This window comes from Flavobacterium branchiicola, from assembly GCF_018383905.1.
Taxonomy (GTDB): domain Bacteria; phylum Bacteroidota; class Bacteroidia; order Flavobacteriales; family Flavobacteriaceae; genus Flavobacterium; species Flavobacterium branchiicola.
In genome coordinates this window covers 762,927-789,196 of sequence record NZ_JAGYWA010000002.1, presented here as the reverse complement: position 1 = coordinate 789,196, position 26,270 = coordinate 762,927, and the positions used below count along the sequence as shown (strand labels likewise).

Annotated in this window: 21 protein-coding genes and 1 pseudogene; all 22 read right to left on the bottom strand. The window is 31.5% G+C overall.

Annotation, left to right across the window (positions count from 1 at the left end):
* Window positions 1-374: 374 nt before the first annotated feature.
* The 22 genes and pseudogenes from KHA98_RS06875 to KHA98_RS06770 all read right to left on the bottom strand — a co-directional run bounded on the left by KHA98_RS06875 (window position 375) and on the right by KHA98_RS06770 (window position 26,196).
* On the bottom strand, window positions 375-1,328 hold the full coding sequence (locus tag KHA98_RS06875; RefSeq protein ID WP_213256603.1) for a hypothetical protein: 954 nt from the start codon (window positions 1,326-1,328) through the stop codon (window positions 375-377).
* 121 nt (window positions 1,329-1,449) lie between these two features.
* Window positions 1,450-1,884, bottom strand: a complete 435-nt coding sequence (locus KHA98_RS06870) for an SMI1/KNR4 family protein (RefSeq protein WP_213256601.1) — start codon at window positions 1,882-1,884, stop codon at window positions 1,450-1,452.
* A 262-nt stretch (window positions 1,885-2,146) separates the two neighbouring features.
* Window positions 2,147-2,698, bottom strand: coding sequence for an imm11 family protein (locus KHA98_RS06865; RefSeq protein ID WP_213256599.1), 552 nt, complete (start codon window positions 2,696-2,698; stop codon window positions 2,147-2,149).
* 243 nt (window positions 2,699-2,941) lie between these two features.
* A pseudogene (locus KHA98_RS23070) lies at window positions 2,942-3,292 on the bottom strand (immunity 51 family protein).
* A gap of 4 nt (window positions 3,293-3,296) precedes the next feature.
* Entirely contained in the window at window positions 3,297-3,638 is a 342-nt protein-coding gene (locus KHA98_RS06855; protein WP_213256597.1) for a hypothetical protein, read from the bottom strand.
* Between the two features lie 13 nt (window positions 3,639-3,651).
* The gene (locus KHA98_RS23045; protein WP_317192569.1) at window positions 3,652-4,449 is read right to left on the bottom strand and encodes an RHS repeat domain-containing protein; all 798 of its coding nucleotides are present in this window, start codon (window positions 4,447-4,449) and stop codon (window positions 3,652-3,654) included.
* 244 nt (window positions 4,450-4,693) lie between these two features.
* Entirely contained in the window at window positions 4,694-5,284 is a 591-nt protein-coding gene (locus tag KHA98_RS06845) for a hypothetical protein (protein ID WP_213256595.1), read from the bottom strand.
* Between the two features lie 16 nt (window positions 5,285-5,300).
* Entirely contained in the window at window positions 5,301-9,479 is a 4,179-nt protein-coding gene (locus KHA98_RS06840; RefSeq protein ID WP_213256593.1) for a DUF6531 domain-containing protein, read from the bottom strand.
* Between the two features lie 2 nt (window positions 9,480-9,481).
* The gene (locus tag KHA98_RS06835) at window positions 9,482-10,831 is read right to left on the bottom strand and encodes a hypothetical protein (RefSeq protein WP_213256591.1); all 1,350 of its coding nucleotides are present in this window, start codon (window positions 10,829-10,831) and stop codon (window positions 9,482-9,484) included.
* 8 nt (window positions 10,832-10,839) lie between these two features.
* Window positions 10,840-12,609: a type VI secretion system Vgr family protein gene (locus KHA98_RS06830; protein ID WP_213256588.1), complete on the bottom strand. Its 1,770-nt coding sequence runs from the start codon at window positions 12,607-12,609 to the stop codon at window positions 10,840-10,842.
* A 372-nt stretch (window positions 12,610-12,981) separates the two neighbouring features.
* Complete coding sequence (locus KHA98_RS06825) at window positions 12,982-13,872, bottom strand: esterase/lipase family protein (protein WP_213256586.1); 891 nt, start codon at window positions 13,870-13,872, stop codon at window positions 12,982-12,984.
* Window positions 13,873-14,294: 422 nt separating this feature from the next.
* Window positions 14,295-14,963 (bottom strand): hypothetical protein, encoded by a 669-nt coding sequence (locus tag KHA98_RS06820; protein WP_213256584.1) that lies wholly within the window; start codon window positions 14,961-14,963, stop codon window positions 14,295-14,297.
* 69 nt (window positions 14,964-15,032) lie between these two features.
* A complete protein-coding gene (locus KHA98_RS06815; protein WP_213256582.1) occupies window positions 15,033-15,620 on the bottom strand; it encodes a hypothetical protein in 588 nt (195 codons plus the stop codon).
* A gap of 147 nt (window positions 15,621-15,767) precedes the next feature.
* Window positions 15,768-16,163: a type VI secretion system tube protein TssD gene (gene tssD / locus KHA98_RS06810; protein ID WP_213256580.1), complete on the bottom strand. Its 396-nt coding sequence runs from the start codon at window positions 16,161-16,163 to the stop codon at window positions 15,768-15,770.
* Window positions 16,164-16,614: 451 nt separating this feature from the next.
* A complete protein-coding gene (locus KHA98_RS06805) occupies window positions 16,615-17,541 on the bottom strand; it encodes a hypothetical protein (RefSeq protein ID WP_213256578.1) in 927 nt (308 codons plus the stop codon).
* Window positions 17,542-17,543: 2 nt separating this feature from the next.
* Window positions 17,544-18,941 (bottom strand): PAAR-like protein, encoded by a 1,398-nt coding sequence (locus KHA98_RS06800; RefSeq protein WP_213256576.1) that lies wholly within the window; start codon window positions 18,939-18,941, stop codon window positions 17,544-17,546.
* A complete protein-coding gene (locus KHA98_RS06795; RefSeq protein WP_213256575.1) occupies window positions 18,941-19,678 on the bottom strand; it encodes a hypothetical protein in 738 nt (245 codons plus the stop codon). The genes KHA98_RS06800 and KHA98_RS06795 overlap by 1 nt, the downstream gene beginning before the upstream one ends.
* A 3-nt stretch (window positions 19,679-19,681) precedes the next feature.
* Entirely contained in the window at window positions 19,682-21,760 is a 2,079-nt protein-coding gene (locus tag KHA98_RS06790) for a phospholipase effector Tle1 domain-containing protein (RefSeq protein ID WP_213256573.1), read from the bottom strand.
* 5 nt (window positions 21,761-21,765) lie between these two features.
* Entirely contained in the window at window positions 21,766-22,935 is a 1,170-nt protein-coding gene (locus KHA98_RS06785) for a DUF2931 family protein (protein ID WP_213256571.1), read from the bottom strand.
* A gap of 109 nt (window positions 22,936-23,044) precedes the next feature.
* A complete protein-coding gene (locus KHA98_RS06780) occupies window positions 23,045-23,821 on the bottom strand; it encodes a hypothetical protein (protein WP_213256569.1) in 777 nt (258 codons plus the stop codon).
* Window positions 23,822-23,890: 69 nt separating this feature from the next.
* Window positions 23,891-24,301 (bottom strand): hypothetical protein, encoded by a 411-nt coding sequence (locus KHA98_RS06775; protein WP_213256567.1) that lies wholly within the window; start codon window positions 24,299-24,301, stop codon window positions 23,891-23,893.
* A 17-nt stretch (window positions 24,302-24,318) separates the two neighbouring features.
* Complete coding sequence (locus KHA98_RS06770) at window positions 24,319-26,196, bottom strand: type VI secretion system Vgr family protein (RefSeq protein WP_213256565.1); 1,878 nt, start codon at window positions 26,194-26,196, stop codon at window positions 24,319-24,321.
* Between the last annotated feature and the right edge of the window lie 74 nt (window positions 26,197-26,270).

Here is a 26,270-nt window from a genome sequence, read left to right as displayed (position 1 = left end):
TTATAATTTCATCTCTTGGATTTCTTCTATGGTTTCTAATTTTTGAATGTAAGTAAAATAAAACCCGCTATTTTAGCGGGTTTTGCGAATTTTACGATTCTCCATAGTCCGAAGCTTCCACCAACTCTGGAAATAATATATTTATTACATTACTTTTTTAAACATCTTCTTCTTCCTCTTCCAAACTATTAATAAATTGATTGAAAGTAGGGCAAATATTCCTAATCGCATCTGGATTTTCCATTGGATTACCTAAATCCATATACACAAGAAATATGTTTTCAGTTTCAATATTGATACAAAACCTAAGGCAGAAGTCTCAGTATTGAATAAAAATCCTCCATTACAAACATAATATTATCATGTTTGTAATATTAATACAATAAGTCAATATTTAAAAGAGGCGATGTTTCGCCATAATCTCTCCCTTCTCTATAAATCAAAAAGGAACTAATAATTTTTTCATGATCCTTATCTTCAAGATAAAAAGGTTCAATACAAGCATAATTACCTTTTCCATATAATGTAATAATTGGCCATTTTTTATTCAGGCATTTTGGCCATTTACGTAATTCATGTCCCGGGATTATGCTTAACTCTGTTATAGTTTCATCCAAATGATAAACGCCTTTACGATTGAATGATTTCCCTAATAACTCTTTTGTTATATCTAAGTTTTCGGTACTATATATTGGATAAACAAACGGATTTATTCCCCAAACAATTATAATGACACCATTTAAAAATAGTTTATCAATTATTTCTGAATTTGCAAACTCATCTATTAAATCTACTTCAACATCACCATAATCTTCAAAAACAATTTTTCTCATCCTCTCAATATCTACAAGAATAAATCCTAAATGGCTATATCCATCTAGAAATTTATTAATTTTCAATGTTGGAGTTATTCTATTTTCAGTTGATTGAAAACTTATTATAATTGTCAACATTTGAATTGGAATAGGTAAAGCTTCCAAAACATTATAATTATTTACTGCTTTATCTAAAAAAAAACTTGCTGTAAAACTTGTTTCATTTCCAAAAAAATTCAAGTTTATATCTTCTGATAGCAAATTGTCAAAACTCCGAATTAAAACCTTTGAATTTTTATTTAATCTTACATTTTGAAAGTTAACATCAAATAATTTCTCTCCAAATATTGATTCAGGAAAATTACCATCTGATTCTTCTATCTTGAAAATATATTTTATATTATACTGACTCGATAAATTTGTATCGGAATCTAATTTATAAATCTCATTATCAACAATTATTGATAAATTATCAATAAGACTTTTACCTCCTCTTTTTGTAATAATTTGCATTTTATAACTTTATTTACTTTGAACTTTAGAACTTTTAAAAGTTCTAAAGTTATTATCCTCAAACATCTTTTAAAAGTAGTTAAATTACTACTTTATATATAGTTAAAATAAAAAAACAGATTTAATTAATTAAATTTTCTTCTATAAGTTCTTCAAAAGACTTGTTTAATACTTCAGTTTCATCATCATCATGGTAATATATCCAAACTTTATTATCAGGAGAAATAAATACAGGGTCTCCATTTCCACTTATGGAAATGACATAACTTGATTGTATTAATTCACATCTGTTATCAACCAAATAATTATTTCTAAAATTCTTAGTTAAATCTATAACTGTTTCTTCTGATAACAGTTCACAGTTATTAAAACCATAAACTGGAAAACCTGTATAACTACCTCCAAAAAGACTTAAAAATTGCACATAGTCTTTATCAAAATTTACATTAAGCTCTTTCTCTGCATTTTTAATCATTTCTTCATTAACAGATTTACCTGCAAACAAATCATTATCAGAAAGTATTAAATTAATTTTATCTATTAATTCTTGTTTCATGTTATTTACATTTTATACCTCTTTTATTAAGTTTCCCTCCCAAACATAGTGTTATTTTCCCTAGATGGTTTTTATTACTTAATTTGATATACTTAAGTATAACAAAAGCATTTTAAAGCTTACTTAATAAAAAAGAAGAGAAAACAAAATAGAACTCTTTTTCGATCAGTTATATATCTATTTCATTAAAACACTCATCTTAAATATTCCTTTATTTCCTCCTTTCGAAAATAAAAATCTCATTATTGATACATTACTAATTTTATAAAGCTACTCCAACTTTTTCAAACCTTAGTCCTTTAATATCATTATCATTTATAAACCTAATAAAATCGTTTGTACAAAAATAAGATGATGTTAGTTTATCATCTCTGAAAAGCATACTACCACCGATGTTGTTTTTTTTAAACAAAATATTATTTTCTCTTACCATTGACATAATCTCACTATTAGATTTATTGTCTTTATTTATACAATCAATCTTTGTCAATAAATTGATAAAATAGAATTTTTCAGGTAGTTCAGTATCTACATCTAATACTTCTATTGCTGAATTTAATTTATTTGTGAGGATACTTACATTTTTTTCATTTATCAATAACACACCTGTATAATAACAACTAGCATCAAAATCTATCCTTCTTTTATCTTGTTTTTTCTTAGGATCGATGAATATTATAAAATCTAATTTATGATAATTACTTGCTAATAACTGTCCTTTAAATTCTAATGCTTGATGTGAATTATTATTGTCTTCATTATAAACGAGAAATTTATACTCGTCATAGTTTTGAGAAATTCTGTATATGTCCATTTTTTTTACCAAATTTTATTATTAAATAAGAGATCATCTGAAATACTTTGTAATTCATCTAAAACACCTTGTTTTCCTCCCAATGCATCAGCATCAATAATCCTTTGATTTACATTCTCGCAATATTTTTCTTAATTCTTTTGTACATGATAGACCAAATATTACCCTTAAATATTTCAAAATAAAAAAAGACCACTCGAAAAGCAATTTCAAGCAGTCTTTTAATCATTTATCTTTAAAATACTAGTCTAATTCTGCTCTTGAAAACAAATCAAATATCAACTCTTTGTTTTCACAGGCTTCTTTAAATGAAACAATAAAAATTTGTAATGCCTCTGTATCTGCTGAATAGGCACAAAACATACTTCCCTCTGGATCAAATTTAACTATATCGATTAACTCAGGCTTTTTTTCCTGTAAAAATACTTGTGCTAAAGATACCTAGTCATATTCATTTCCTTCAAAACCATCATTCTCTCTTGTTTCAAAAATTTCAGTTTTATAATCTCCTACATTTAAGCATACCGAAACACTTTTATTGTGTTCAACCCAAAAAAATGGATAAATTATTGTTTCAAAATTACTAGGATTCATCGATTTAGATTTTGTCTAATTCCGAAAATAAAGTGTCCGCAGATTCTTTTATTCCGTCCCTAAAACTTGCTGGTATCTTTTTTCCACATCTGTCAAACCAATTATAGAATGTTTCTTTTATTTGATTTCTATTCAATTTTGCTACTCTTCTATTTGCCATTTCAGGATACTTTTTACTCAAATAAACAAAAATATCAATATGGACTAATAAAGGTTGGCTACCCTCCTCGGATGTTCTAAGCCATTCCTCTATTTCTTGAATTTGCTCTATTGCTGTATTAAAATAAAGTGCTGGCTCCAAATCAGCCATTTGATTTCCTTCTGGTGCTGTACTATAAACTTTCATTTATTCTATATTATTAATTACATTTAAATTTTAATCCTTCTATTTTTCTTAGAGAATCTAATTTAGGAATGTCTCCTGTGTATTTTCTTCCTGGAACATCGATATCTCTTCCTCTATTTTTATTAAGTAATCCAGATTTACTTAATTTATCTTCAATAGAATCTGTTGCTTTGTATTTCCCACGTCTATCTTCTAATCGCTCTCTAATCAATGTTGTTTCCATTGTTCTTGCTTGATCATGATCAAGATTCTCCTCTAAAACCTCCATCGATGCAAAATCTTGAGGAGCTGTTGTTTTTGTCCCATTAATATGTTCTTGTCCCCTCACTAATGCATCTCTTTCTGTTATCACATAATAAATAACTTCTCCTTTCTCATTAAGTAATTGATATACCAATTCAGATAAACCGAAAATATCTACCCAACTATTAGTGTTATGAACATAAGCATAAAATGCATTCCCTCCAAATACACCAATTGGATCTTGTGAAATATACCCTCCACTATCAACGTTGTAATACCTAAATCTATTATAATAAAGCCCAGTTTCTATATCTTCATATTGACCTAACTGTCTAAAAGGTATAAAATTTCTATCTCCTTTTAAATCCCTTAAGCCACCATAAATATCATAATCAGTTTCCCAAATTAAGTTCCCTTTACCATCATAACTTTGTATAGGACGACCAATATAATCATTAATAATAGAGAACTTTTCATCGCCAACAATTTTGGCACTTGGTACAAAACTTCCACTTTCGTAAACCCAAGTAATTAAGTTTTCAATTGGTTCTGGTTTATCATAAACCAAATCGTCTTCAACAGCAATTAATCGAGGTCTTTCTTTAAGGTTGTACTTCCATTCGTGTAAAAGAACATTTCCATCCCAAACATAACGATTTATTTGTCTGAAAGCGTCATAAAAGTAGCTTAATTATTACATTTTTTAAATAAAATCAAAAATTGTTTTTTTATTTAAATTATCTTGAAACTTTATTAAACTAAAAAAGCAGAGAAGAATGTCTCTGCTTTTTTTTCATTTTGTAAACTCTTATTTAATATTTAGATATATTAAATAAATATTTTTCATCTTCTCTAGGGTCCTTATAATCACTAAATTCTTCTATTTTTTTAAATTCAAAAAAGTAACCAAAATTTACTTCTGGATATTCAAGTATATTTTTTCTCTTGTAACCAATTATATCAACTAAATATTTGCCACTTTCTAAATTAAATTTAAAAGAATCATATAAAACTTCACCATCTAATGTTTGATAAGAATTATAATTTTTAGCATTTTCTAAATAATCATTAACTTCAAATGTTAATAGATTCCCTAATGAACCAACCCAAAAAGAATTATCATCTCCAATTTCTAAATTAAAACCACTAATATTAAAAACTTGTTCAAAGGAATTGTCAAATTTTTCATCTCCAAATTTAATTATATATTCTATCGAAGGTATTGGAAGAATTGGTAACCAAACACCCTCTCTCAATGATTTCAAATATAATTCATGATTCTTTTGAAAGAATTCTAATATTTTCTTAGTTTTTATTTTATTTTCTTTTAAAAAATCTCGTAATTTATTTACTGACAATAAATAAATGCCATAATTTGATACATCTAATTTTTTCTCTATCATTTTATTAAATATTATATTATTTGCAAGGTATTTTGTTTGCTTTAAACAACTCTTTTATTTTCGCTAATGCTTCAGCAGGTGTTAAATTTTTAAACAATTTTTCTTTTGTACCAGGAATCTTTAAAAACCCTTTAGTATCAATATCTTTATACGCTTTTGCCCCCTTATCAAAGAAATCATCAGCTGTTCCTGTAAATTTTGAACCATGATAAGGTACTCCTTCACTTATTAAATTTGTATGCATTTCACCATGCAAAGTTGAGGTATTTGCACTATCGTTAGGGTACCAAGCTATAGAATCAGTTTGAGCTAAATCAGTAATACCTAATTTATTTGCTACTGATCTCGGCATAAGATGATGTCCCATCCCTGTATCTAACAAATCTGAATACCATCCAAATTTATCAACGCGACTATTTGAGTCCATTACAAACGCATATAAAGCATTTCCTCCCAAAAGTCCAATTGGATCCTGACTTAAATAAAGCCCCATTTGAGGATTATAATACCTAAACCTATTATAACAAAGTCCCGACTCTAGATCTTCATACTGCCCAAGTTGTCTAAAAGGTATAAAACTTCTATCACCTTTTAAATCTTTTAAACCTCCATAAATATCATAGTCGGTTTCCCAAATTAAGTTGCCATTTTGTGAATAAGCTTGTATAGGACGACCAATATAATCATTGACAATGGAAAACTTTTCTTCGCCAACAATTTTGGCACTTGGTACAAAACTTCCTTCTTCATATACCCAAGTAATTAAGTTTTCAACTGGCTCGGGTTTATCATAAACCAAATCGTCTTCAACAGCAATTAATTGAGGTCTTTCTTTAAGGCTGTATTTCCATTCGTGTATAAGAACATTTCCATCCCAAACATAACGATTTATTTCGTTGTTTGCAATTTTTGCAGTACGTCTACCTAAAGCATCATATTCAAAACTTACTGTTTTTCCGTCTGGGTTTGTAACACTTTCAAGCATACCATTGGCGAGCCAGTTGTAGGTTGTATCGCCTTGTTGCCACTGCTCATGTTCGTGTTGTAATCTTGTCTCTTCTTCTTTATTGCCAATAAGTCTTTCAAATATATTGGTTGGTTTTTCAAATACAAGCGGTTTGGTAATATCCCGGGAGCTTTTGTGTATTAAATTCCCTAGTTTATCGTATTTGTAATAGTATTTTTCGTCCTGCAAAAGCTTTCCGCCTTTGCCGTATTTACGATCGCTGCGGTCGTAGGTTTTGTATAAATTACCTACGGCATCGGGGGTTTTATAAAGTTCTTCGTTGTGGTTATAACTTTTGGCAAGATTGCCAAAATCATCATAATCAAAAAAGGTCATGCTCGAGGTCATTTGGTTGACCTTACTGCGCAATTGCTGGTTGGTATCCCAATTGTAAAATCGTGATCCGGTACGTTTGCCATTGGCAAATACCTCCTGCTCTTTTTGTTTACCGCTGCTGTTGTAACTGGTTTTTATATGCAGCCCACCGGTAGCAAAACGTTCTATTTCACGCCCGGACTCGTCACGTTTTAAGGTGGCCTCCCAACTCTGGTGTTGCTCTTTTAGTTCGTTGCTCTGGGCTTCTATACGCTCTAGTTGCCCTTTTGCATTATAATGGGTGTTTATATCAGCTCCAAGACTTGTGGTTATATTGGTGCGCTGCCCTAATTTATTATAGTTTGAGATAACGGTTATACCATTTTCATTGGTATCGAGCTGTTGTTTTTGGGTTTCTTTTACAATGCGCCCCATAACATCGCGCTCTAGAAGTATACATACGTTTTGGTTGGTAGCTTCTACAAGTAATCCATTTTTATTGTAGGTATAAGTTTCCCAGGTGCCGTCATGATAATCGGCTCTGGTAATGCGTCCTAGTGCATCCTGCTCGTATTCGGTAAATTTTCCTCCTCCGTGGTCAATTCGGGTTACTTCTCCAGCCAGGTTTCGGTTGTATCTTTTTGTTATACCATCAAAAGCAGTTTCTTTTATAATATAGCCCGCTTTGTTGCGGGTAAAATAATAGGCTTCGTGGTCTTCGTTTTGAATCCCTGTAAGCTGCTCCATCTTGTCGTAATCAAAACGAACTTTTACGCCGTTTTGTTCACGCGTGGCAAGGCTTCCCAGCGGGGTATAGGTAAATTTTATATTGTTTTTATTGTCTTTTAAGGCAACTACATCATCATAACTATCATAGGCAAATTCTACAATATTGCTGTCTTTTTCAGTAATTTTCTGTACTCTGTCCAGCGCGTCATAGCTGAAATAGTCTGCCATTTGCATTGGGGTATAGATTGCCCATACACGCCCGCGATGATCATACTCCCAGGATTTTAGTTTTTGGTCGTTCTCACGCCATTCTATCAGGTTGTACTGCTCGTCGTAAACCAGTTCTAATTCATTATTGTTTTTGGCAACACTTGACAAAAGTCCGTTTTCATAATAATTAAAATGAGTGCTGGTTTTATCCGGGGCAATTATGGTTTTAAGCTGGTGCGGCTTTTGGTCTTTGTACAAATAAATGGTTTTGTTTCCCTCAGGATCAATGGCAATCGATGGGCGATTTTCGTCATCATAAAGCATCATTTCTTCTGTTCCGTCAGGATATGTGGTGCTTATTTTATTACCCTTATCATCATAATTGAATCCCAGAATACGCCCTTCCTGATCGATCTCGCGATACAGCTCCATAAACTCGGTATAGTCGTAAAATACGCTATTGCCCATTGGATCTTTTACCTGTGTTACGAGTTGGTTGGGTTCGTAATAATAGGTAGTTACTGCTCCATTGGCATCGGTCACCAGATTATACCCTTCAGAAGTATGGTATTCAATCCAGCCTTCCTGCCAGCCACCATCGCCCCAGGTATGTACACAACGGTTTTCTGAATCGTATTCCCAATAAAAAGCCTGACCGTTACGATCCGTTTTTTTCACCATAAGGTGATTTTGGTATTCGATAACCGTTGGTTTTCCCAAAGCATCTACAATGGCAATCATGTTTTGATTTTCATCGTATTCATACCTAATCAGTCGTTCGTTTTGCTCTGGACCAACAAGCTCTAAACTGTGTATAAGTCCATCTTGGGTATTTACTTTTATGGTTCTGCCTGAAGCATCTGTAATACTGTTTAAGAAATATCCGTTAAATTTAAAAACGATGTTTATTCCATCGTGATTGGCTATTTTTGTAAGCTGGTATTTTTTACCGTCAAAAAGGGTAAAATCATAAAAAAGTTTACTTTTATGATCGTAGGCCTGATAACCGTCTGCGGTTCTTTTCAGGGTTGTTTTTTCTTCACGCAGGTAAAACTCTTCTTCCGGCATTAAGGCAGGAAACCCTACCAGTCTTCCATCATCCATACGAAGTCCTAAAGCTTCTTCTTCTGGGTATAATTCTACCGCTCTGTCGTATACGCAGTGTACACCATGACCAAGCCAGCCGACGTAATCAGAATCGGAATACCAATTTCGTTCCCAATTTAGAGGTAATGGACTTGTAATGTCAAAATCGCAACCTTCGTAAATTACGGCTCCATTGATCAGATTTATAGGTTCAAACCCAAATTTACACAGGATTTTTTTAAGTCCAGCCGGACATTTACCACTAAGGTTAAATTTTTTAACAAGTCCTCTTAATTTTTTTAAGAGTGTACTAAATCCTATACTAGCCGCCAGGCCTGTAAGCATTCCTCCCCAATCGGGCGGATAAGGCCCTCCAACCATTACGGGTTTTCCGGTAGGAATAGGCAAGGAAAATGATGTCGGGGCAAAAAGGGTTGGGGCAAACGGTAACATTTTCTTGCCTATTTTGGTTTTACCTAAAGACATCGATAACGGAATCCCGATATCGTTACAAGTCATAAGCATATGCCCTTTGGGACTCATTCTGGTACTATCTGAAAAAACAGTTTGAGAGGCGAAAAAGTTCATACTTTCGTGACCAATAATTGGCATCATCAGCCAGGGTGGTGTAAAAAGCGGAATATGTTGTAAAGGAATAATAACACCTCCTGTATCTGAATTTCCGCGTTTAAAACCATTAACATGTACAGTAGTACCCAAAAACGGAATATAATCGGCAGGATCAATAACAATACCTATATAAGGATGGAATGGATTAAAAGGCGGCAAAGTCGTGAAATGGATGTCTATACCCACGACAATAGTCAAATGATTATCGGTTAATAACATAATTAATAGGTATTGCTTAATTGATATTCCTTCTGTATTTGTTTTGCAATCTGTTTTGGATTGTCTTTCCAGTTTTTTCCAAAAATGCTTACCATTCTATTGGCAATAGCTTCTTTTTCTGCATAGGCTATTTTTGGATCGTTCTCCAGATAGCTATTGGCAATAAAAGTGAAATTGATTATTTTCAGGATTTCATCTGTTAAGGCATATCCATACTCAAAAGCATCATTCAGAATTATTGTATACTGACCATCGCGCCTTTTTGCTGCCAGTAACAAAGCATAATTATACCCGTTTATGACCTGCATTTCCTGCCCTACTTCTTTTGCAATTGTGACTTGCTTTAAAAAATACTGAATGGCCAGATCCGAATTTCCGGTAATACTGTAATGTGAACCTTTATAAGACAATAATTGTAACAGAATCCCTGCTATATCCTCTTTCTCTTTATAAAAAGGGGTGGTTATTTTTATTCCTTTATCCAGTAATTCATGAATAAGGTCTTTTTCGTCTTTAAACTGAAATAAAAAACTGGCATAAATAAGATAAGATGAAGCCCAAAAACTGGTTTCGCCTGTGCTTTTGCTTATATCGATAAGCTCATTGCCCAATTTTTTTACTTTTTCCTGTTTTTTATCTTTTGCTGCTTCACCAATCTCAAACAGGCATTTTCTATAGCGTACCTGTGGATCGTTGGGATTTCCTTGTGTTGCAATTTCTTTGTAGGCTTTGTTTATTTCCTGATCCGGAATTTCTATTACAGTTCCTTTTTCTTTAACGGAATTAATTAGTTTACTGTACAGTTTTCTTTCTTTATAATCCAGAAATAAGAATCCTATATCTTCCGGCAATAAGACTGCAAGCTCTTTTATACTTTCTAGTAACATTTCCGGATCGTTGGCTTTTTTTATCAAAAAACTAACGATTAACAGGTTATCCCTTTTTGCCTCAAATTTTTTGAAACTTGTAAGCATTTTAATATACAAATCTTTAAGATTTTCAATGCTTAATTTGTCAATTTCCGGCAATACTTGTTTAAAAAACTCAAAATCATCCCATTTCCAACCGGGATTTTTTTTCAGGTCTTCTTCAAAAGTCAGTATCCATTGTTCTATGATGGTGATGTAAAAATCTTTTTTATCATAAAAATCAATCACAAAAGCAACAAACGAATCTTCTGATTTACCATAAACAGAAGATTCTAAGCGAATAAAAGCATCCAGCAAAGGAAAATCTTCTGTTGAACAAACCATACTGAAAATTTGTGCTTTCGGTTTGGCTGTTCTGGTTTTATTCCAAATTTTTTGAATATTTTCGACCTTTACAGCAATAGGATTATGAGCATTATTCATTTTTGCTTTTAATTTAAATTTACAACTCCACCTTTTACATTTGTCATTGTTTTACCGTCAATGTCAACAATTGTTCCTTCTGCCAGAATGGTATTTTTTCCTTTTATATTGATACTTGGTGCTTCATCTGTAATCTGAGTATCACTTTTTTGCGTAATTTCATCAGTTCCTACAACAAGAACTTTTTTACTGTCAACGTTTACTTCATTTATTCCGCTGATATTTACTTTTTCTTCAGCAATAAGATTTATTTCTTTAGACTGTACATCAATCTTATTTGGCGCATAAATTGTCATTGTTCCGTCACCGTTCAACATTATCATATTTCCACTTGGGTCTGTAGCCGTAAAGGTGTTTTTTTCTTCATCCAAAACAAGTGAAGTTCCTCCTCTTGTGGCAAAACTTCTTTTGTTGTTATCTGTTCCACCGCCGCCGCCGCTTTTTCCATGGAAAACACTTCCTAAAATAAACGGTCTGTTAGGATCTCCGTAACGAAAGTGTACCATAACATGATCCCCGACATCGGGAATAAATACCATTCCGCGGTTGGTTCCAACTTTAGCACTACTACCTGCGTCAGGAGTCATAACACGCAACCAGGCTGTTTTCATTTGAGTACCTTGCTGCCAAAGCATTTGTACTCTAATTCGTCCTTTGTTTTTTGGGTCTGTATTGCTCTCTACAACTGCTTGTTGTGTCTGAGCAATTGGATACGCAACATCCGGTTCCGGTAAGCTTAGTACTTTTGAAGGTATTGCTCTGAAATTATTTTCATACTCTCCCAAATGATTGGCATAATGACTAATTTCTGTGATGAAATAAGAGCCAACTTCTTGTGTCATCATGTTCGTATTTTCCAGAACACTCGATTGTATGTTCACAATACTTCCTATTCTTAATTTTGAATTTTTTGTAGTGGCCGTTACATAATTGGTATCAGCCGCAGCGCTTTCCTGTTTCTTTTTCAGGAAGGATTCCAATACTAGATCATCACCAGTACTCACAATACCATGTGTATATGCCGGAGTTGTAAATACTTCCTTTGAAGCACTAAAGGCTTCATTACCTAATTTTGGTAAACCTCCAACGGTATCCTTAGATTTTGCTGTGTAGCGTTTATCGGCACTTTCATTGTAGGTAAAAGCACTAAATTTGTTCGGAACTGCTTGTACGGCAATTTTTAATTTCGAAATATCACTATCATAAGTTAAAGATATTGGAGCATCTAAACTTTTAGGTTTTCCAAAAATTAATTTTTCTCCATCATAATACAACCACTCATTGTATTGTTTGGCCAAGCGTTGAATGAATTGAAAATCAGTTTCCAGATATTGATTCTGATAATCCATCTTACTGGTATATTCAGGGCTTATATCATTTTGCAATTGCTCTCCTGCTCCATTTTTTACAACCTCTTTTATAATATCTTTTAAGCCCGATTCTTCCCAGGAATGTAACTTTTCACCCGATTCTAACAATATCGTTTTAGAATACCCCGATACAATAATTTGATTCCCGGAATGCCCCATTTCCTGATCAAAAGTGATGTTAGTAATAACACCCAAAAAGTTGTTTTTATCATTGAGTACAATATGCACCACTTTACCTAACCAACCCTGGGCATTTTCAAGGGTATACGCCAAAGGGCTTTCAACTGCTGTATGGGGCACGTAGATCTGAAACTGATGGTGTGTATTGATTTTTTGCATCAGTTTGATATAGGTAAAATGACTGATTTTTTTCGAATCGATTCCAAAAATTATTGTAGGTGGTGTCATAGTTTATTTTTAAAATTTAATTTTTCTAACTTTGTCTTTACTCTCTTTCTGATATGGTTTTATAAGCTTTTAAAGCAACCTATTAGCCTTCAGGCCCTCTTAAAACAGTTAATTTTAATATTAAAATCAGTGTAGTGAACACTATAATAAAAGTTCCAAATACCTTATAGTAATTAGTTTTACCTGAAACCGGACTCTTAAGAAAAAAAATAATTATCGCGATCAATAGAACTAAACTATTGAAGATCAAATAATATAAATCTCCTAAGCCGTTTCCAAAGCTTAAATAACCATTTAGGCAACCTGCTAACAGTATTACAGAAAAGATTAAATAAAAATAAAACAGAACGTTATATGTATTTCTCATGCTTACTATTTTATAGGAGTGAGTTTTATTTTCTTTAATTGAATGACTTTATCGATAGCCTCCGGGTGTTCGACATCAAATGAGTGAGCTTCCATAGGTCTAGTCACTATATCTTCCGTTTCTTTCCCCCAACGATCTCTTCTTATCATTTTCTTTTTATAATATTGATCGACATCGACTTCTACATTTTTGGTTTTATCTGAATTAGTAAAATAATCATCACCTGCCAAACCTCCCGAAACACCATCAATATCATTCCATAAGGCAATGTGATCATTTATACCTTTATGATTTTTAGGATTTTCGACATCTAAATTTCCATTATAAGCGGGTGTCGCAATAGTGATAACATTTACTTTTTGTCCTGTTATTCTGTAAATAATATCAGCGGCCTGTATGGCTACGTTTCCACCATGACTATGTCCTACAAGAGTTATTTCCTCATCATCTTCATGTCTGGCGACCACATATTTAGCTAAATTTTGTGCAGCAACCCCCCTATCCTTTTTATTGTTAGTCAAAGGGGCATTCCAATTAAAATCACTATCGTATGAAGTTTCGTTTGCCAGCTTTAGTATACTGCCAATTATTTTTAAATTCCATCTTTTCGAATTAGAACTGGTTCCGTGTATAAAAAAAACTTTTCCTTTATTTTGCTTGATCTCAAAAGGTGAAACAGTGGATGTTTTTGAATAAGGAAAGTAGTTTAAACTTTCTTTTTCTTGTGGATCCATTACAAAAAAGTCATCAGATTTAAATCCTGATTCTCTCTTATTAATCTTTTTTGCCAATACATCGGTATTTTCCCAATCATTTGCATTAAACCCTTCAACATCTAAAAATGCTGCTTTTTTTTGTTCGGGTATGTATGATTCAAATTTTAATGATCTAAACATAAATAGGCAAATTAATTATGGTATAATTTGATACTCGTAAAATGATATATCGTTTTACTATCTACTGCAAAAATTATTTTCGGTGGTGTCATAAATATCTTTTTAATATTATAAATACTGCGTTATTATTTTCTAAAGATGACTTTCTTATTACACATCATCATTGAATATGGGTTCTTTTTTTTAATTATATCATATAATAATTTGTTTCACACCTAGTATTAAATACATTATTTTATCATCATTAACTTATCCAGATGCTATATTTATTTTCAATTATATATTTCCCATTCTTTTTGGAAGATAAAATTGCTTTAGAATTTGCATAATATTTTTGTTTTCTTCACTAAGCTTTTAATTACATTTTAGCATCACTCACTAGTTATTTTGCATATTAAATCTGCAGACAAGCTACTAACTTATTAACATTTACTGATTTTTAATGGGCGCATTTCAGGCTCATTTTGCAAATTATCTTTGAAAAACCATTTGTCATCTTTCTTTTCTAAATATTTTTTTATTTCAAATAATGGCACTTTGGCTGATGGAGAATCAAAAATTCTTTCATCAATATTGAATTGTTTCAATTCTGCCCATTTTCCTTTACATAAAGAATAAATTTTGCAACTATTCAAATTACTAAAATCAAGATTATCTACTACAACAGCAACTTCATCTTTACCATCCAAATTATTATCTCCTATATTTAATAAACAATAAAGCCCCAATGCTTCTCCCAAGTGTAATGTGTCTCTATTAGAGTTGTTAAAGGAAATATATAAATCTGAATCTTGCCTGGAAAACCATTTTATAACTTCTTCCCAATCATTTTTTATAGGGTCTGGAGCAATTTCAATTTCTTCTTTTTTTAGTTTTGAAAAGTTATGTTCGAAAATGGTATCTTTTTTACCATCACCATCAAAATCGCCAATACAAAATGTTTTTTTGAGTTTATAAAAGGATTTTTTTTCGATAGTATCTCTTAAAACATCAATACTATAATCAGATTTTGCTTTTAAATTATTTAATTTATTATCTATTTTTGAACAACCTATGCATAATACCCACATTAAAGTTTGAAATAATCTCATAAAATAATTTGAAAAATTATCAAAAGCGTCCACTTTATCTAAAAGATGTTAATTAAATTACCAAACAGCTTATAATTTTATTACGATATAAAAAATAGCACTGCCAAGCAACCAAGGTCCAAAAAAAAGCAAATTGGAAAACATTAACTCCTTCTTGGTTACAATGTATTCATGGTTAGTGTTTTCATGCGACCATTTACGCCATTTTTGAGCAAAAAGGATTGTGGGTTTTATATGTAATTGTGCAAAGTCTTTAAAAAATAAATTCGTCAATAAACGAAAGCAAATAATATAAAATAACGAAAAGCCAGCTGTTAAACAATTATAAAAATTACTATCAGTTATCACCTTCAATATAATATTTAAAACAAAAATAAAAAGACCTATAATCCCATACAGCGAAAATAAATTCTGGTTTAAAATTTTTTGTGAATCGCTATAAAACCAAGACCACGAACCAAGACCGATAAAAAATGAAAACAATGTAAAATCAAAAGAACTTTTATAATAGGTAAGTAACGCCAGAAGATATATCGCAATAATAATGGCAAAAATTATTAAATATGGCACTAGCTCAGCTATATCCTCTTTTCTTTTCTTCAAAATAGTTTGCTTACAAGTTTCATGTTCTTCAACACTGTATTTTTTGTATTCCATTTTTTCAGAATTTGAAGAAGCTAATTTTAAACATAAATAATTAAGTGTTAGCTATCATTCTTTTGAAGATTAATGTCCAAACTGATTTTATATCTCTATTAAAACAAGAAGCGGTAAGATTACCGCCTCCTGGTTTAATGAAAAAAATTAGATTTTAGCCCAATTGTTATCTAATGTTGCATTACCTAATGTAATTTTTTCTGCTGAGAAAGTGATCTCAGTAGTCATTGGAGTTTCTGCTAGAGCATCTAATTGCTCGCTGAAGAATACGATGAAAGCATTTTCAAAAGAAAGTTCTTTCATTACTTGCTCAGAGTCAGCTTTGAAAAATTTTACTTTTCCGCTTACTGGTTTGTGCTGGCTGTTTACTGCCTGCTCAATAACAGTTGTATTATCTGTAGATTTTACTCTTAGGTTTAATCTACCTCCTTTAATTTCAGATGAAACAGCTCCTTTACCGTCAGTATGTCTTAACATATCAACTTTTGAAAATAATACTTGGTACTCGTTTCCTTCGAATTCTAAAATTGCTTTAAATGCCATAATAAAAATAATTAAGTTGTTAAAAAATGTTTTTTTTAGAATCCTCTCTATTTTGTATGACTAGTATTAACAAAAAAAAGAGGTATTCTACATGATTTTAGAATACCTCTTTTTGCACTAACGTACTTTTTTAATTGCTTCTTGTAGGAAGATGAGGGTGATTCGCAATCAATAATTTGTACGAATATACAAATATAAATTAAACAAACAACTCAATTCGTAATCTTTTTCATAAAAATAACGCGCAAAAAACAAAAACCATTAATTCAAAAATGTAAGAATCAGCATTTACTGGGGCTAACGAAAATTTGTGTTAAATTTTGGCATCAAAGTATTAGGCTAAAAAAAATATATTCACTTGTTATTTTTTATTTTTTCATGAATTTATCCAGTTCTCCGGATTCATAGAAATTACAACAGTTACAAAAAAATAATATTTTTATCTCCTGATTTAAAATTCAAGATCTTTTCTTTCTATTTTTAATAATTTAATAATCTCTTCAAGATTATTAGGCTTCTGACTAATATCCAGAATTTTTAGTTTTGATTGATACTTTACAAAATGAGATGTTTTTACTATTGAGTTTTGAGTGTAATTACCAGATATTGAATCAAATAAAGTTTTTTTATTTTTATAGAGTTCTGCACTAGAACTGCTACGCTCATTTTTTTCATCTTCAATAGAATATATGGTGTATGTTTTATTCTCTTTTACCAATACTTTATTAAATCTATTATTACTTGAAATACTTTGTAATTCTCCATTCTTTTTATACTCATAAATCATTTTATACTCGAAAAATTGATTATCAGTTTGGTAATTTCTGTTTTTGACTTTTGCTGATATAATTCTAAACAAATTATTCTCTTTTTGGTTTCTCCAATTTTTATTCAATGGTTCAAGTGATTGAGAATAATCTCCGTATCCATCTTTTAAAAAGAAAGCCAAATCCAAAATTGAATTTTCAATCAGTATTTTTTGCTTTAGAAATTTATAATACTCATCGTTAACATTATATATATCGTTTTCAACTTTAACATTATTATTATTGTCGAAAATAACTTTTATATTTTGATCAGATTCTGAACAAGTAAAAACGACAGAATCAATATTTTTGTTTTTTACCCAATAAGAAAACAACTGTGGTTTTTCTGTCAAGTCTGAATTTAACTGATAAACAGTTGTAGTATCATTATTTTTAGAAAAAATACCAATGAAATTCCTAATATCTTTCTCCTCATTACCATTTAATCCTTTCTCGATGTTGATTTCTTTTGCAAAAGCTAATGTATAGTTTGAATTAATTTTTTCAGAATTTGAAATACAAAAAGATAAAGTAAGACCACTTAGAATTACTAAAATAAATATTTTTTTCATAATCATTTTTTTGCGGCAATTTCACTTGTTAGTCTTGTTTTCGTCTTTTTCCAAAAGATACTTTTCCCAGCACTTATAGTACCTGAAATTCCATAAGTTTCATTAACACCTGTTTCATAATAAAAGTTTCCAGATTTCCAATAATCTTGATTTTTAAAATCGCTTGCCGGTATTTCATACTTAATTTTAGAAGGAACATCTACCTCTTCGAATATTGGTTTACCATCTTTTCCTAGTAACGGTTTTTTATCAGTACCTAATACTTTTCTCTTTTCCTTTTTTGTAATATGTTCATGTGTACCTTCATCATTTTTTTTATCATGATTACCCTTATCTCCATATTTTGTAGACGAACCATTTGCTGCTAAAAATGCGTCGTATACATCTTTTGGAATTTCAATAAACTTATATTCATCAAATTTATTTTGCCCAAGTTTATTATACGGATTTCTTTCCGAATTACCCCATGCAAGAAAATCTGTACCATCCCAAAATTCTGCCCCTTTAGTTAAATCATCTTCTCCATTTAATATATAAAAAAGTGACTGTCTAGTCAATTTAGATTTTTCATCATTTTTTGTTTCTTTCAATTCTTTTTTATCTCCTACAGATGAGTAAGCTGTTGCCAATAGTTGTTTCCATTTTATTTTTAATTTTTTAGAACGATTAAAACTAGTGTAAGCAATACACTTTAATTCTTTCAAATCATTCTCACCAGCTTCCATTTTTACAACGTAGGCTATATAGCAAAAATTTGAGTGCGTTATATTTTCATCATTTTCTTTCAATAATTTTATATCATTGTAAGTTGTAATATCTTTTCCATCTTTATCTTTTTGTGTAGACTTACCTGTACAAGTATAAACGTCTGTATTGTTTCCTAAATTTTCAGCTTCGTTAACCTTTCCTTCAAAAGTACCATCTGTGTTGTAGAAATAACCGTTCACATTTACAATTTCCGCATTTGGCACAGGCGCTCCCGTAGTATCAAGATTTGTAATTTCATTTCGTTGCCCACAATCAGTGATTTTAATATCAACGCCTCCGTATTCACATTTTATGGTACTTCTTAAGAGTATGGCAAGTTCGTCCTGAAAATATACTGTACCGGGATTTTTCCAGTCAGCAAGTTTTATTACCGAAGCGCATGGACTAGAACTTTGAGGGCTCTTTTTGCAATTTCCTTTAAAAATCAGACTTTTTTTGTCTTTCTCAACTACTGTAGCGGTTCGTTTATCTTGTGTACTTGGAGTATCGTAATTTACCTTTAAATCACCTGCAGGCACTGTACACATATCGCATTTAAGTTTGGCTCCATCAATAACAAGTTTTAAACCATCCTCAGCTGCTTCTTTTTCTTCGCGTGCTTTTCGTTTTAAAGTATTATCTGGTTTTGCCATTAAATGATTGTTTTATTAATGTTGTACAAAATGGTCGATTTTTCTTTTTCTACTTCTAATGTTGCCAATTCTATTTGGTTGTTTCGATATTCGATACTTCCCTCATATTTTATGGCATCATTATTCTCGGCGGGTATTCCTGTTATAAGATAGGTATCGAATTTTTCATCTTTTGGGTAAAAACACTCTGTCATCAAAGTGTTGCCGCAATCTATTGTTCTTTTTTTTCGCTCAACAGGATAAGATTTTTTGTATAAGCTTGAAAAATATAACCCAAACATTCTATAATCAGAAAAAAAGGAAATTAATTTTTGCTCCTCTTTTATTATATTACTTATATCCTGCATATATGATTCTGCAGCAGAGCCTACATTATCTATGGAAAGCGTGGTACGAATAACTTCCCAACGTTTACCCAATATCTCAAAGTTTACTATTTTGATTATTTTACCAAAATCGTTTATTTCAAGTTCTACTTCATCAAAAACAGCTGCCGCTCTTTTTAGAAAAATAATATTCTCTACAGATAGATTACTTGTTGTTTCAATATTATTTAGAAATATCTGAAACAACATGTCATTCCCGTTTTGCTTATATCTTGTAATGCTAATCTGTCTTATAAAACGTATTTTTTTTATCTTTTTGGGATTTGAAAAATCTGTTGTTACGGTTTCAAATACAAATTCATTTATTTTATCAAGCTCAGGTAAATTAATCTCGTAATCTAAATAATTCATGCTTTAATGTATTTTTCTTTTTCTGCCTTCATTAGGCTGCATACCAAACCAATCTCTTGTTGAAGACCAATGCAAGTACTCGTTTCTTAATTTCCTCAACATGGTCTGAGAATTGTAGCCTACAACAGTAACTCCGGGTAAATCTATAGTTCTCATTTCGGGCTCTTCTGCAACAGCTACTTCTTTATCAATTTCTTGTGGTATTTTAAGCGTACCAAAATCTAAATTAGGTTTATATTGATCTACTCTTAAGTTGTCGGTTACTTTTTTTAATCCTTCGTATTCGTAAGTATGATCTTTTAGTTTTCGTTCTATATTATCTAATTCAGTTTGTAATTTCTGTTTTTCTATTTTTTCAAGCCTTTTCTTTTCAATTTCTTCATCACAGATAAAATCCCATTCTTTTACCTTATTAGTTTCATCCATCGCATAAGGCGTCAGGTAGCTTTCTACATCTGTTAAAAAATCATCCAATGGGAATTTTTCACTTGTTTTTTCTTTAAAATTCTTATCCATTTCAGTACTTCTGGCATACTCTTCCATAAAATGAAGTGGGATATAACTGTACTCTTTTTTTACCCCTTCATACTGATCATCTGTTCCCTCTATTTTTTTACCGCGTATTCCTGTAAGTTTACTATAAGGAGGAAAACTCCACTGAATATTGATTTCGATTTGTTCTTCGTGATACCAATATTGTCTTATCAAATCTCCTCGCAGAGCGTCTAATCCCATTCGATCATAAGAAATAGTTTCGGGAAGAACAGAAACGTAGTTACGATCTTTCATCTGGGTTCCTATTTCATCTATAACCTCTTTCTCGGTCATATAAGCTCCTCCAATATCACAATGCACTCCTGGAAAATTTTTCTCTATATATTTACCCGGTATTTGCTTGATTCTTGTGAGTGCAAAATTTTGGCGATGTTCATCTTTGGCAGTAAAATGAACTACTTTTTGGCAGTATAAATTATTAAGATGCAGTTCTGCAATATCATCATTAAAATGTGTAGACCAGGCTTCTTTAATTAGTTTTCCTCCCTCATCTTTCAGATTCCCATAATCATCATAATGATCCCGAACATTGTTTTGCTCAAAGTAAGACGAAACCGTATCATAAACACCTACAAATCTTACTATTATTTCTACATCTTTTAAATCATCAAATTCAAGTCTGGTTTTTTTTAGCAGACTATATCCCAAATGTCCCATTTTAGGCAATTGATCCTGAATTAAATAACTGTTGTCGATTTCGTAATTATCAGCATCTACAAAGGCAGTACGCATCTTCTGAATACGTACTCTTCCTGTTTCTGAATATGGAGATTCCTGATATTCTACTCCGCAAGGAATTTCTTTTTGCACGGCTTTTTTATATGCTTCATCCAGATTTACTTCATAAACCAGATTTCTCGCAGTAGCTGCACCACGACTAAAACCAAAAACATCGAGTGTGATTTGGGTTAGAACAGTGTTCTCATTCCCTTTTTCCATCTTTTTAGCTATTTTATCTGCAATTTGTTCACAAGCATTACGAACTCTGGCACGTATACCTGTCTGCCCAGATCCAAAAGCAAAACCATCCTGACTGTCACGTGTTAAATAATCTGTTCCCATACCTGGTACATAAATCGCATATTCTTTTTGTTCACAGCATTGCCACATACGTGCTACATTTGTATAGTCATTACTGTAACTATTATCTGTTCCCATTCTGTCCAGACCAAACTCATTTAGAGGCACTCTGTACGATGCTACAAGATATTTATCTCTTTCAGGAATAGCTTTAAACTCAACTTGTTCTGCTGGTGTTTTGTCTTTCTTTGAGAGAAGTTCTTCTATTCGACCTTTGTTCTTTATTTTTTTATATGCTTTAGAATCTTCCGATTCCAATTCAGAATTCCCTTTAGAGTAATCAACCTTACCGTTTTTATCAACACCACGACTATGTTTATTACGCATATCAGTATTGTCCTTATTATTAAGGGTACCGTCTATAAATATTCCAAAAGTAAGATGCAGTTCATCTTTTTTTATATCGTCTTTACTTGCTCCTGTATTGTATACAAATGTTTTCCCCATAACAACTATTCTTTTTTATACTTTTTTGTTAATGAACGTGATTCAAAAACTTCAAGTTTATTGTTTTTTAATGGCTTAGTAGTAATTCCGTTTTTAAGTGTTATGCCCAAGTATTCGCTACCTGGATTTATTCTAACCTCTAAGTCTATTTTTGCTTCTGGATTTTTTTTGTTTAGCTCCTTAAAAGCCTCAAAAATTTCTTTCTCATCAAAGTAAATATTCCCTGCATAACCTTGTCCTGTTTTATCCAGCCATCCAATATATAATCCTCTGGGTATAGCTCTTTCCTTATAAAGATTATCTGTAATTTCATTATCTAATAATGTTTCAGCCTCACCATTAAACATATCAAATGATAAAATATCATTCAATTCTCCTTCTCTTACAAACTCAAAAGTGGGTCTCCAATTATATTTTATACGGTAACTATCCCAAAGTCCAAATGGAATAGGTTTATTTTTATTGGCTTCCTGAACCTCCGGGGCTATAATTTTAGGATTTTTTAAAGTTCGTACTCTGTCTTCAGGGTCAAACAACAAGCGTTCATGACTATCAAGCGATGCTATTTCTTTAGAGCTAATTACTGCTTTATTACCCTGATAACGACCAATTTCTACTTGTCTGCCTCCATTTTGCAGCCATACCACAACTATACCTCCGGGGGCAAAGCCAACAGTAATTGTGTCATAAGTTATCATTACTTTACCTCTTTTTCTAACACTACTCTGAAAGCCTTCATTAAATAGTTTTACCATTTTTTGATAATCTAGCTCAGTATTTATATGATACATCACATCTTCTACATAAGAATACCATGTACAGTTTAGTCTTTGAGGAATAGGCTTTTCGCCCTGACTCATACCTGATGAATTTTCGCCCCAATTTCCTATACCTGTGGTTGTACCAAAACCAAATATACTGGTGGTACTGTTTGGCTCTTCATTTACTCCATTTGATACTAATGGCCCTTCAAGCCAGCCTCTATAAACCTGTATTGGATATCCTTCGGGGCAGCTTAAGCCCTCTTGCCATTTAAAATTTGTTTCCATACCAGTAAGAGTATCTTGCTTGCTAAGTTTATTAATTGGTTTATTGGTTTCTTTTTTTTCCTGACAAGAACTTATTAAAGTATTTGTTACCAGAAAGAGTAGTAAATAAAGGGCTGTTTTTTTCATGCTTTTTAAATTTTGCGTATGAACCTTGATGTTTGTAACGTACTCAAATATCAACTAACAATCAACATTTTAAATCACCTATTTTACAATGAGTTAAAATGTGCATTTTCTATTTATTCATCGCATTTTTAGCGTAATAATTTTGAAATATCTTTTTAAAATCAGTTAGACTCTGAATTTCCGATTTTATTATTTTCTCCTTGCTATAAATCTCATATTTCCCAGTTAAATCATCTTTCTTTTTCCAAATAATTCCAGATTCTATCTTTCCTCCTTCATTGGTTTTTAAATATGCTGTAATGGGTGGCATGTGTTTTTCTGCATAGCTTCCCATATAAACTTTATAAAGAGCATCTCCATTTGAGAAAAAATCAGCTATAGAACTGAAAACAGAATCTATAGTTGTTAAATCTGATATATAATGCATGCTATTAAAAAGCTTGATCATACTATCATCAAAATTCTCATCAAGATTTTCATAGCTAAATTTATTAATAGAACTTTCTATTTTATTATTCACTAATAAACTGTAAATAGTATTATTTATTGGCAAATTATTTAATTCAAAATCTATCGCTTCGGAATATGCTACAATTTTGTTCTTATATGATAGCTCCCGAATTTGCATTTTATTCTTAAAATAAATTTTAATTACGGCATCTGATTTCTCACCATTTCTAATGGTAATTGTATCGCTTTTTTTAACAAAAGTTGATACCTTCCCAGAATTAACAGTATACATTTCGACAGTAAAACTTTCAAGATTTCCACTGATATATTTTTTTGATAGAGTGCCACTCTCTATTTCTACCTTTTGTATATTTTCTTCTTGTCCAAAGGAGAAGGAACTGATAAATAATAAAAGAAAAAGCAATATATGTTTCATTTTGTACAAAAAATTATGTTTCATTTCTCTTAATGTTCTGAATGGTATTATCTCAAATTGATTTTTAGCTTAATTTTGTTTACCTATCAAAAAGCATACTCCAAATGTAACTGCAATTAGTGCTGTAAAAGCAAAGACTGTATTATCAAGAAAAATTTCTAAAACATCATTCTTAAAATCAATCAAATTATAGCCTCCTTGTTTATCTGCACTCAGCGTTAGCATTGCAAAAGCAATAGTTATATACTCCAAAATTATTGTAAGTGCTATGTATACTATAATATTTTTAAATATTTTTGTTGAAGAAACAATAATATTTAAAATAGGTGACCAGGCGAAAGCAATACCAAATACTATAGGAGTTATTAATAAAAGAAATAAGCCACCATAACCCATATTATTTGGCATAAAAAAAAACAATCCTATTATATAAGCTAGCATTGTACAAAATGCTGTGAACAAAATATGTATGAATTTCATTTCTATTTTTAGATTATTTACCCCTTATTCACTTTTGCATCAACAGCACCTAATACTTTTGAAATTCCTGAACTTTTAATCAGAATATCTCCGCCTATGGCCTTGTGGGTTGTTGTAGCGGTAACTTTGTTTAAATCACCATTGATCTTTACCGTTTTATCTCCCGATACTTTTTGCTCATACATATGCGTAATCAGTTTATGCAGTTCTGTTGTATCTATAGTATTGTTTTTTCCAATTTTCAGGTCGTTGTTTCCGTCAATAGTTGTTTTTTTGTTACCTCCTACGGCTACAGTCATGTTTTTACCAACTGTAATATCAAGATTATCTCCAACGTTTATGGTCATATTCTTAGGTGCATTTACGGTAATATTTCCCTCACCATCCAAATAAATACTATTATCTGATGGGTCTTTAATTAAGATACTTTTCTGCGTATCATCAAAAGTGATGGTGCTACCGCAGCGCGTAAAAAAGCTTTTAATATGATTGTCCAGTTTTCCGCCTTCTCCTGTTTTTCCGTTAAAAATACTTCCTATCACATATGGTCTGTTAGGATCATTATAACGAAAACTAACCATTACATGATCTCCAACCTCCGGAATCGTAACCCAGCCACGGTTCTTACTTACCACATCGCTGGTTCCGGCATTAGGAGTTAATACATACAACCAAGGCGTACGGGATTGCTGCTTTTTTTGCCAAAGTAATTCTACACGAACCCTTCCATTTCCGCTAGGATCATCATTTGCTAACACCACAGCTCTTTGTTCTTGAGCTGCCGGCATGCTCACTTCTGGTTCTGGCAGTTTCTTTATTTTAGATGGCAGTGCTTTAAAGCTATTTTCGTACTCCCCTATTTCAGTGGCTTTATGTGTGATTTCAGTAATAATATAAGATCCAATTTCATTTGAATCATAATGTACTTTTGAACTATCCAGTCCTTTTTTAAAGACATCAGATTTATCTAAAATCTGTTGTGCTTCAATATTTATAATAGAGCCTATTCGCAGTTTTGGATTACTACTTGTTGCTAAGATATAATTACCATCTGCAGCTGCGCTTTCTTGTTTCTTTTTTAAAATAGTTTCAAAATATACATCATCTCCAGTACTAAACTGACCAAATTCATACGAAGATGTATTGTATAATTTTCTTGAAGCTTCAAAGGCATCTTTACCTAATTTCGGTAATCCTTCTACTATATTGTCTCCTGTCTTAGCCTGATAGAGCTGATCGCTATTTTCATTATAAGTAAAACCACTGTATTGGTTTGGTTTTGCCGCTACAGAGATACTTAAATTAAATAAATCCTTGTTATAGATTAATTTAATAGGATTGTTTTGTTGTTTTGGTTTTCCTATAAATAATTTTTCTCCATCATAAAACAACCATTCATTATATTGTTTCGCTAATCGTTGGATATATCTAAAATCAGATTCCAGATATTGGGTTTGATATTCTATTTTTGAGGTAAATTCGGGATCAATTTCATATTGTAGTTGTTCTCCGGCTGCAGTCTGTATAACATCATGCACCATATCTTTTAAATTAAGATCTTCCCAGGAATTGAGCTTCTGACCTGCCTCTAATAAAATAGTTTTAGAATAACCTGAAATAACAATTTGACTACCTACATGTCCTAATTCTTGTTGGTAACGCACATTTGTTATAATTCCTAAGAAATTATTATGAGCATCTAGTCTAATGTGAAGCACTTTGCCAAGAGATTCCTGTGCGCTTTCCATTGTATAGGCTCTGGGTCTTTCTATTGCAGAATGTGGAATACTGATTGTAAACTCGTGATGAGTATTGATGGTTTGCTTTAAATCAATTTTAGTAAAATGAGAAACTTCTTTGCCGTCTATACCAAAGATTATTTTAGGAATCACCATAATATATTATACTTTTAAGTTTAATTTTTTTTTAAATTTTAACTTAAACAGATTATAGTCTAAAGTTCTCTTCT

What these genes read in the sequence shown, in the direction of transcription:
- KHA98_RS06785 (WP_213256571.1), bottom strand. Translation starts at nt 22,935, where the DNA reads ATGAAAAAAACAGCCCTTTATTTACTACTCTTTCTGGTAACAAATACT.
- KHA98_RS06845 (WP_213256595.1), bottom strand. Translation starts at nt 5,284, where the DNA reads ATGATAGAGAAAAAATTAGATGTATCAAATTATGGCATTTATTTATTG.
- KHA98_RS06835 (WP_213256591.1), bottom strand. Translation starts at nt 10,831, where the DNA reads ATGAATAATGCTCATAATCCTATTGCTGTAAAGGTCGAAAATATTCAA.
- KHA98_RS06855 (WP_213256597.1), bottom strand. Translation starts at nt 3,638, where the DNA reads ATGAAAGTTTATAGTACAGCACCAGAAGGAAATCAAATGGCTGATTTG.
- KHA98_RS06870 (WP_213256601.1), bottom strand. Translation starts at nt 1,884, where the DNA reads ATGAAACAAGAATTAATAGATAAAATTAATTTAATACTTTCTGATAAT.
- tssD (WP_213256580.1), bottom strand. Translation starts at nt 16,163, where the DNA reads ATGGCATTTAAAGCAATTTTAGAATTCGAAGGAAACGAGTACCAAGTA.
- KHA98_RS06820 (WP_213256584.1), bottom strand. Translation starts at nt 14,963, where the DNA reads ATGAGATTATTTCAAACTTTAATGTGGGTATTATGCATAGGTTGTTCA.
- KHA98_RS06770 (WP_213256565.1), bottom strand. Translation starts at nt 26,196, where the DNA reads ATGGTGATTCCTAAAATAATCTTTGGTATAGACGGCAAAGAAGTTTCT.
- KHA98_RS06780 (WP_213256569.1), bottom strand. Translation starts at nt 23,821, where the DNA reads ATGAAACATATATTGCTTTTTCTTTTATTATTTATCAGTTCCTTCTCC.
- KHA98_RS06805 (WP_213256578.1), bottom strand. Translation starts at nt 17,541, where the DNA reads ATGAAAAAAATATTTATTTTAGTAATTCTAAGTGGTCTTACTTTATCT.
- KHA98_RS06875 (WP_213256603.1), bottom strand. Translation starts at nt 1,328, where the DNA reads ATGCAAATTATTACAAAAAGAGGAGGTAAAAGTCTTATTGATAATTTA.
- KHA98_RS06825 (WP_213256586.1), bottom strand. Translation starts at nt 13,872, where the DNA reads ATGTTTAGATCATTAAAATTTGAATCATACATACCCGAACAAAAAAAA.
- KHA98_RS06830 (WP_213256588.1), bottom strand. Translation starts at nt 12,609, where the DNA reads ATGACACCACCTACAATAATTTTTGGAATCGATTCGAAAAAAATCAGT.
- KHA98_RS06795 (WP_213256575.1), bottom strand. Translation starts at nt 19,678, where the DNA reads ATGAATTATTTAGATTACGAGATTAATTTACCTGAGCTTGATAAAATA.
- KHA98_RS06790 (WP_213256573.1), bottom strand. Translation starts at nt 21,760, where the DNA reads ATGGGGAAAACATTTGTATACAATACAGGAGCAAGTAAAGACGATATA.
- KHA98_RS06775 (WP_213256567.1), bottom strand. Translation starts at nt 24,301, where the DNA reads ATGAAATTCATACATATTTTGTTCACAGCATTTTGTACAATGCTAGCT.
- KHA98_RS06800 (WP_213256576.1), bottom strand. Translation starts at nt 18,941, where the DNA reads ATGGCAAAACCAGATAATACTTTAAAACGAAAAGCACGCGAAGAAAAA.
- KHA98_RS06840 (WP_213256593.1), bottom strand. Translation starts at nt 9,479, where the DNA reads ATGTTATTAACCGATAATCATTTGACTATTGTCGTGGGTATAGACATC.
- KHA98_RS06865 (WP_213256599.1), bottom strand. Translation starts at nt 2,698, where the DNA reads ATGGACATATACAGAATTTCTCAAAACTATGACGAGTATAAATTTCTC.
- KHA98_RS06815 (WP_213256582.1), bottom strand. Translation starts at nt 15,620, where the DNA reads ATGGAATACAAAAAATACAGTGTTGAAGAACATGAAACTTGTAAGCAA.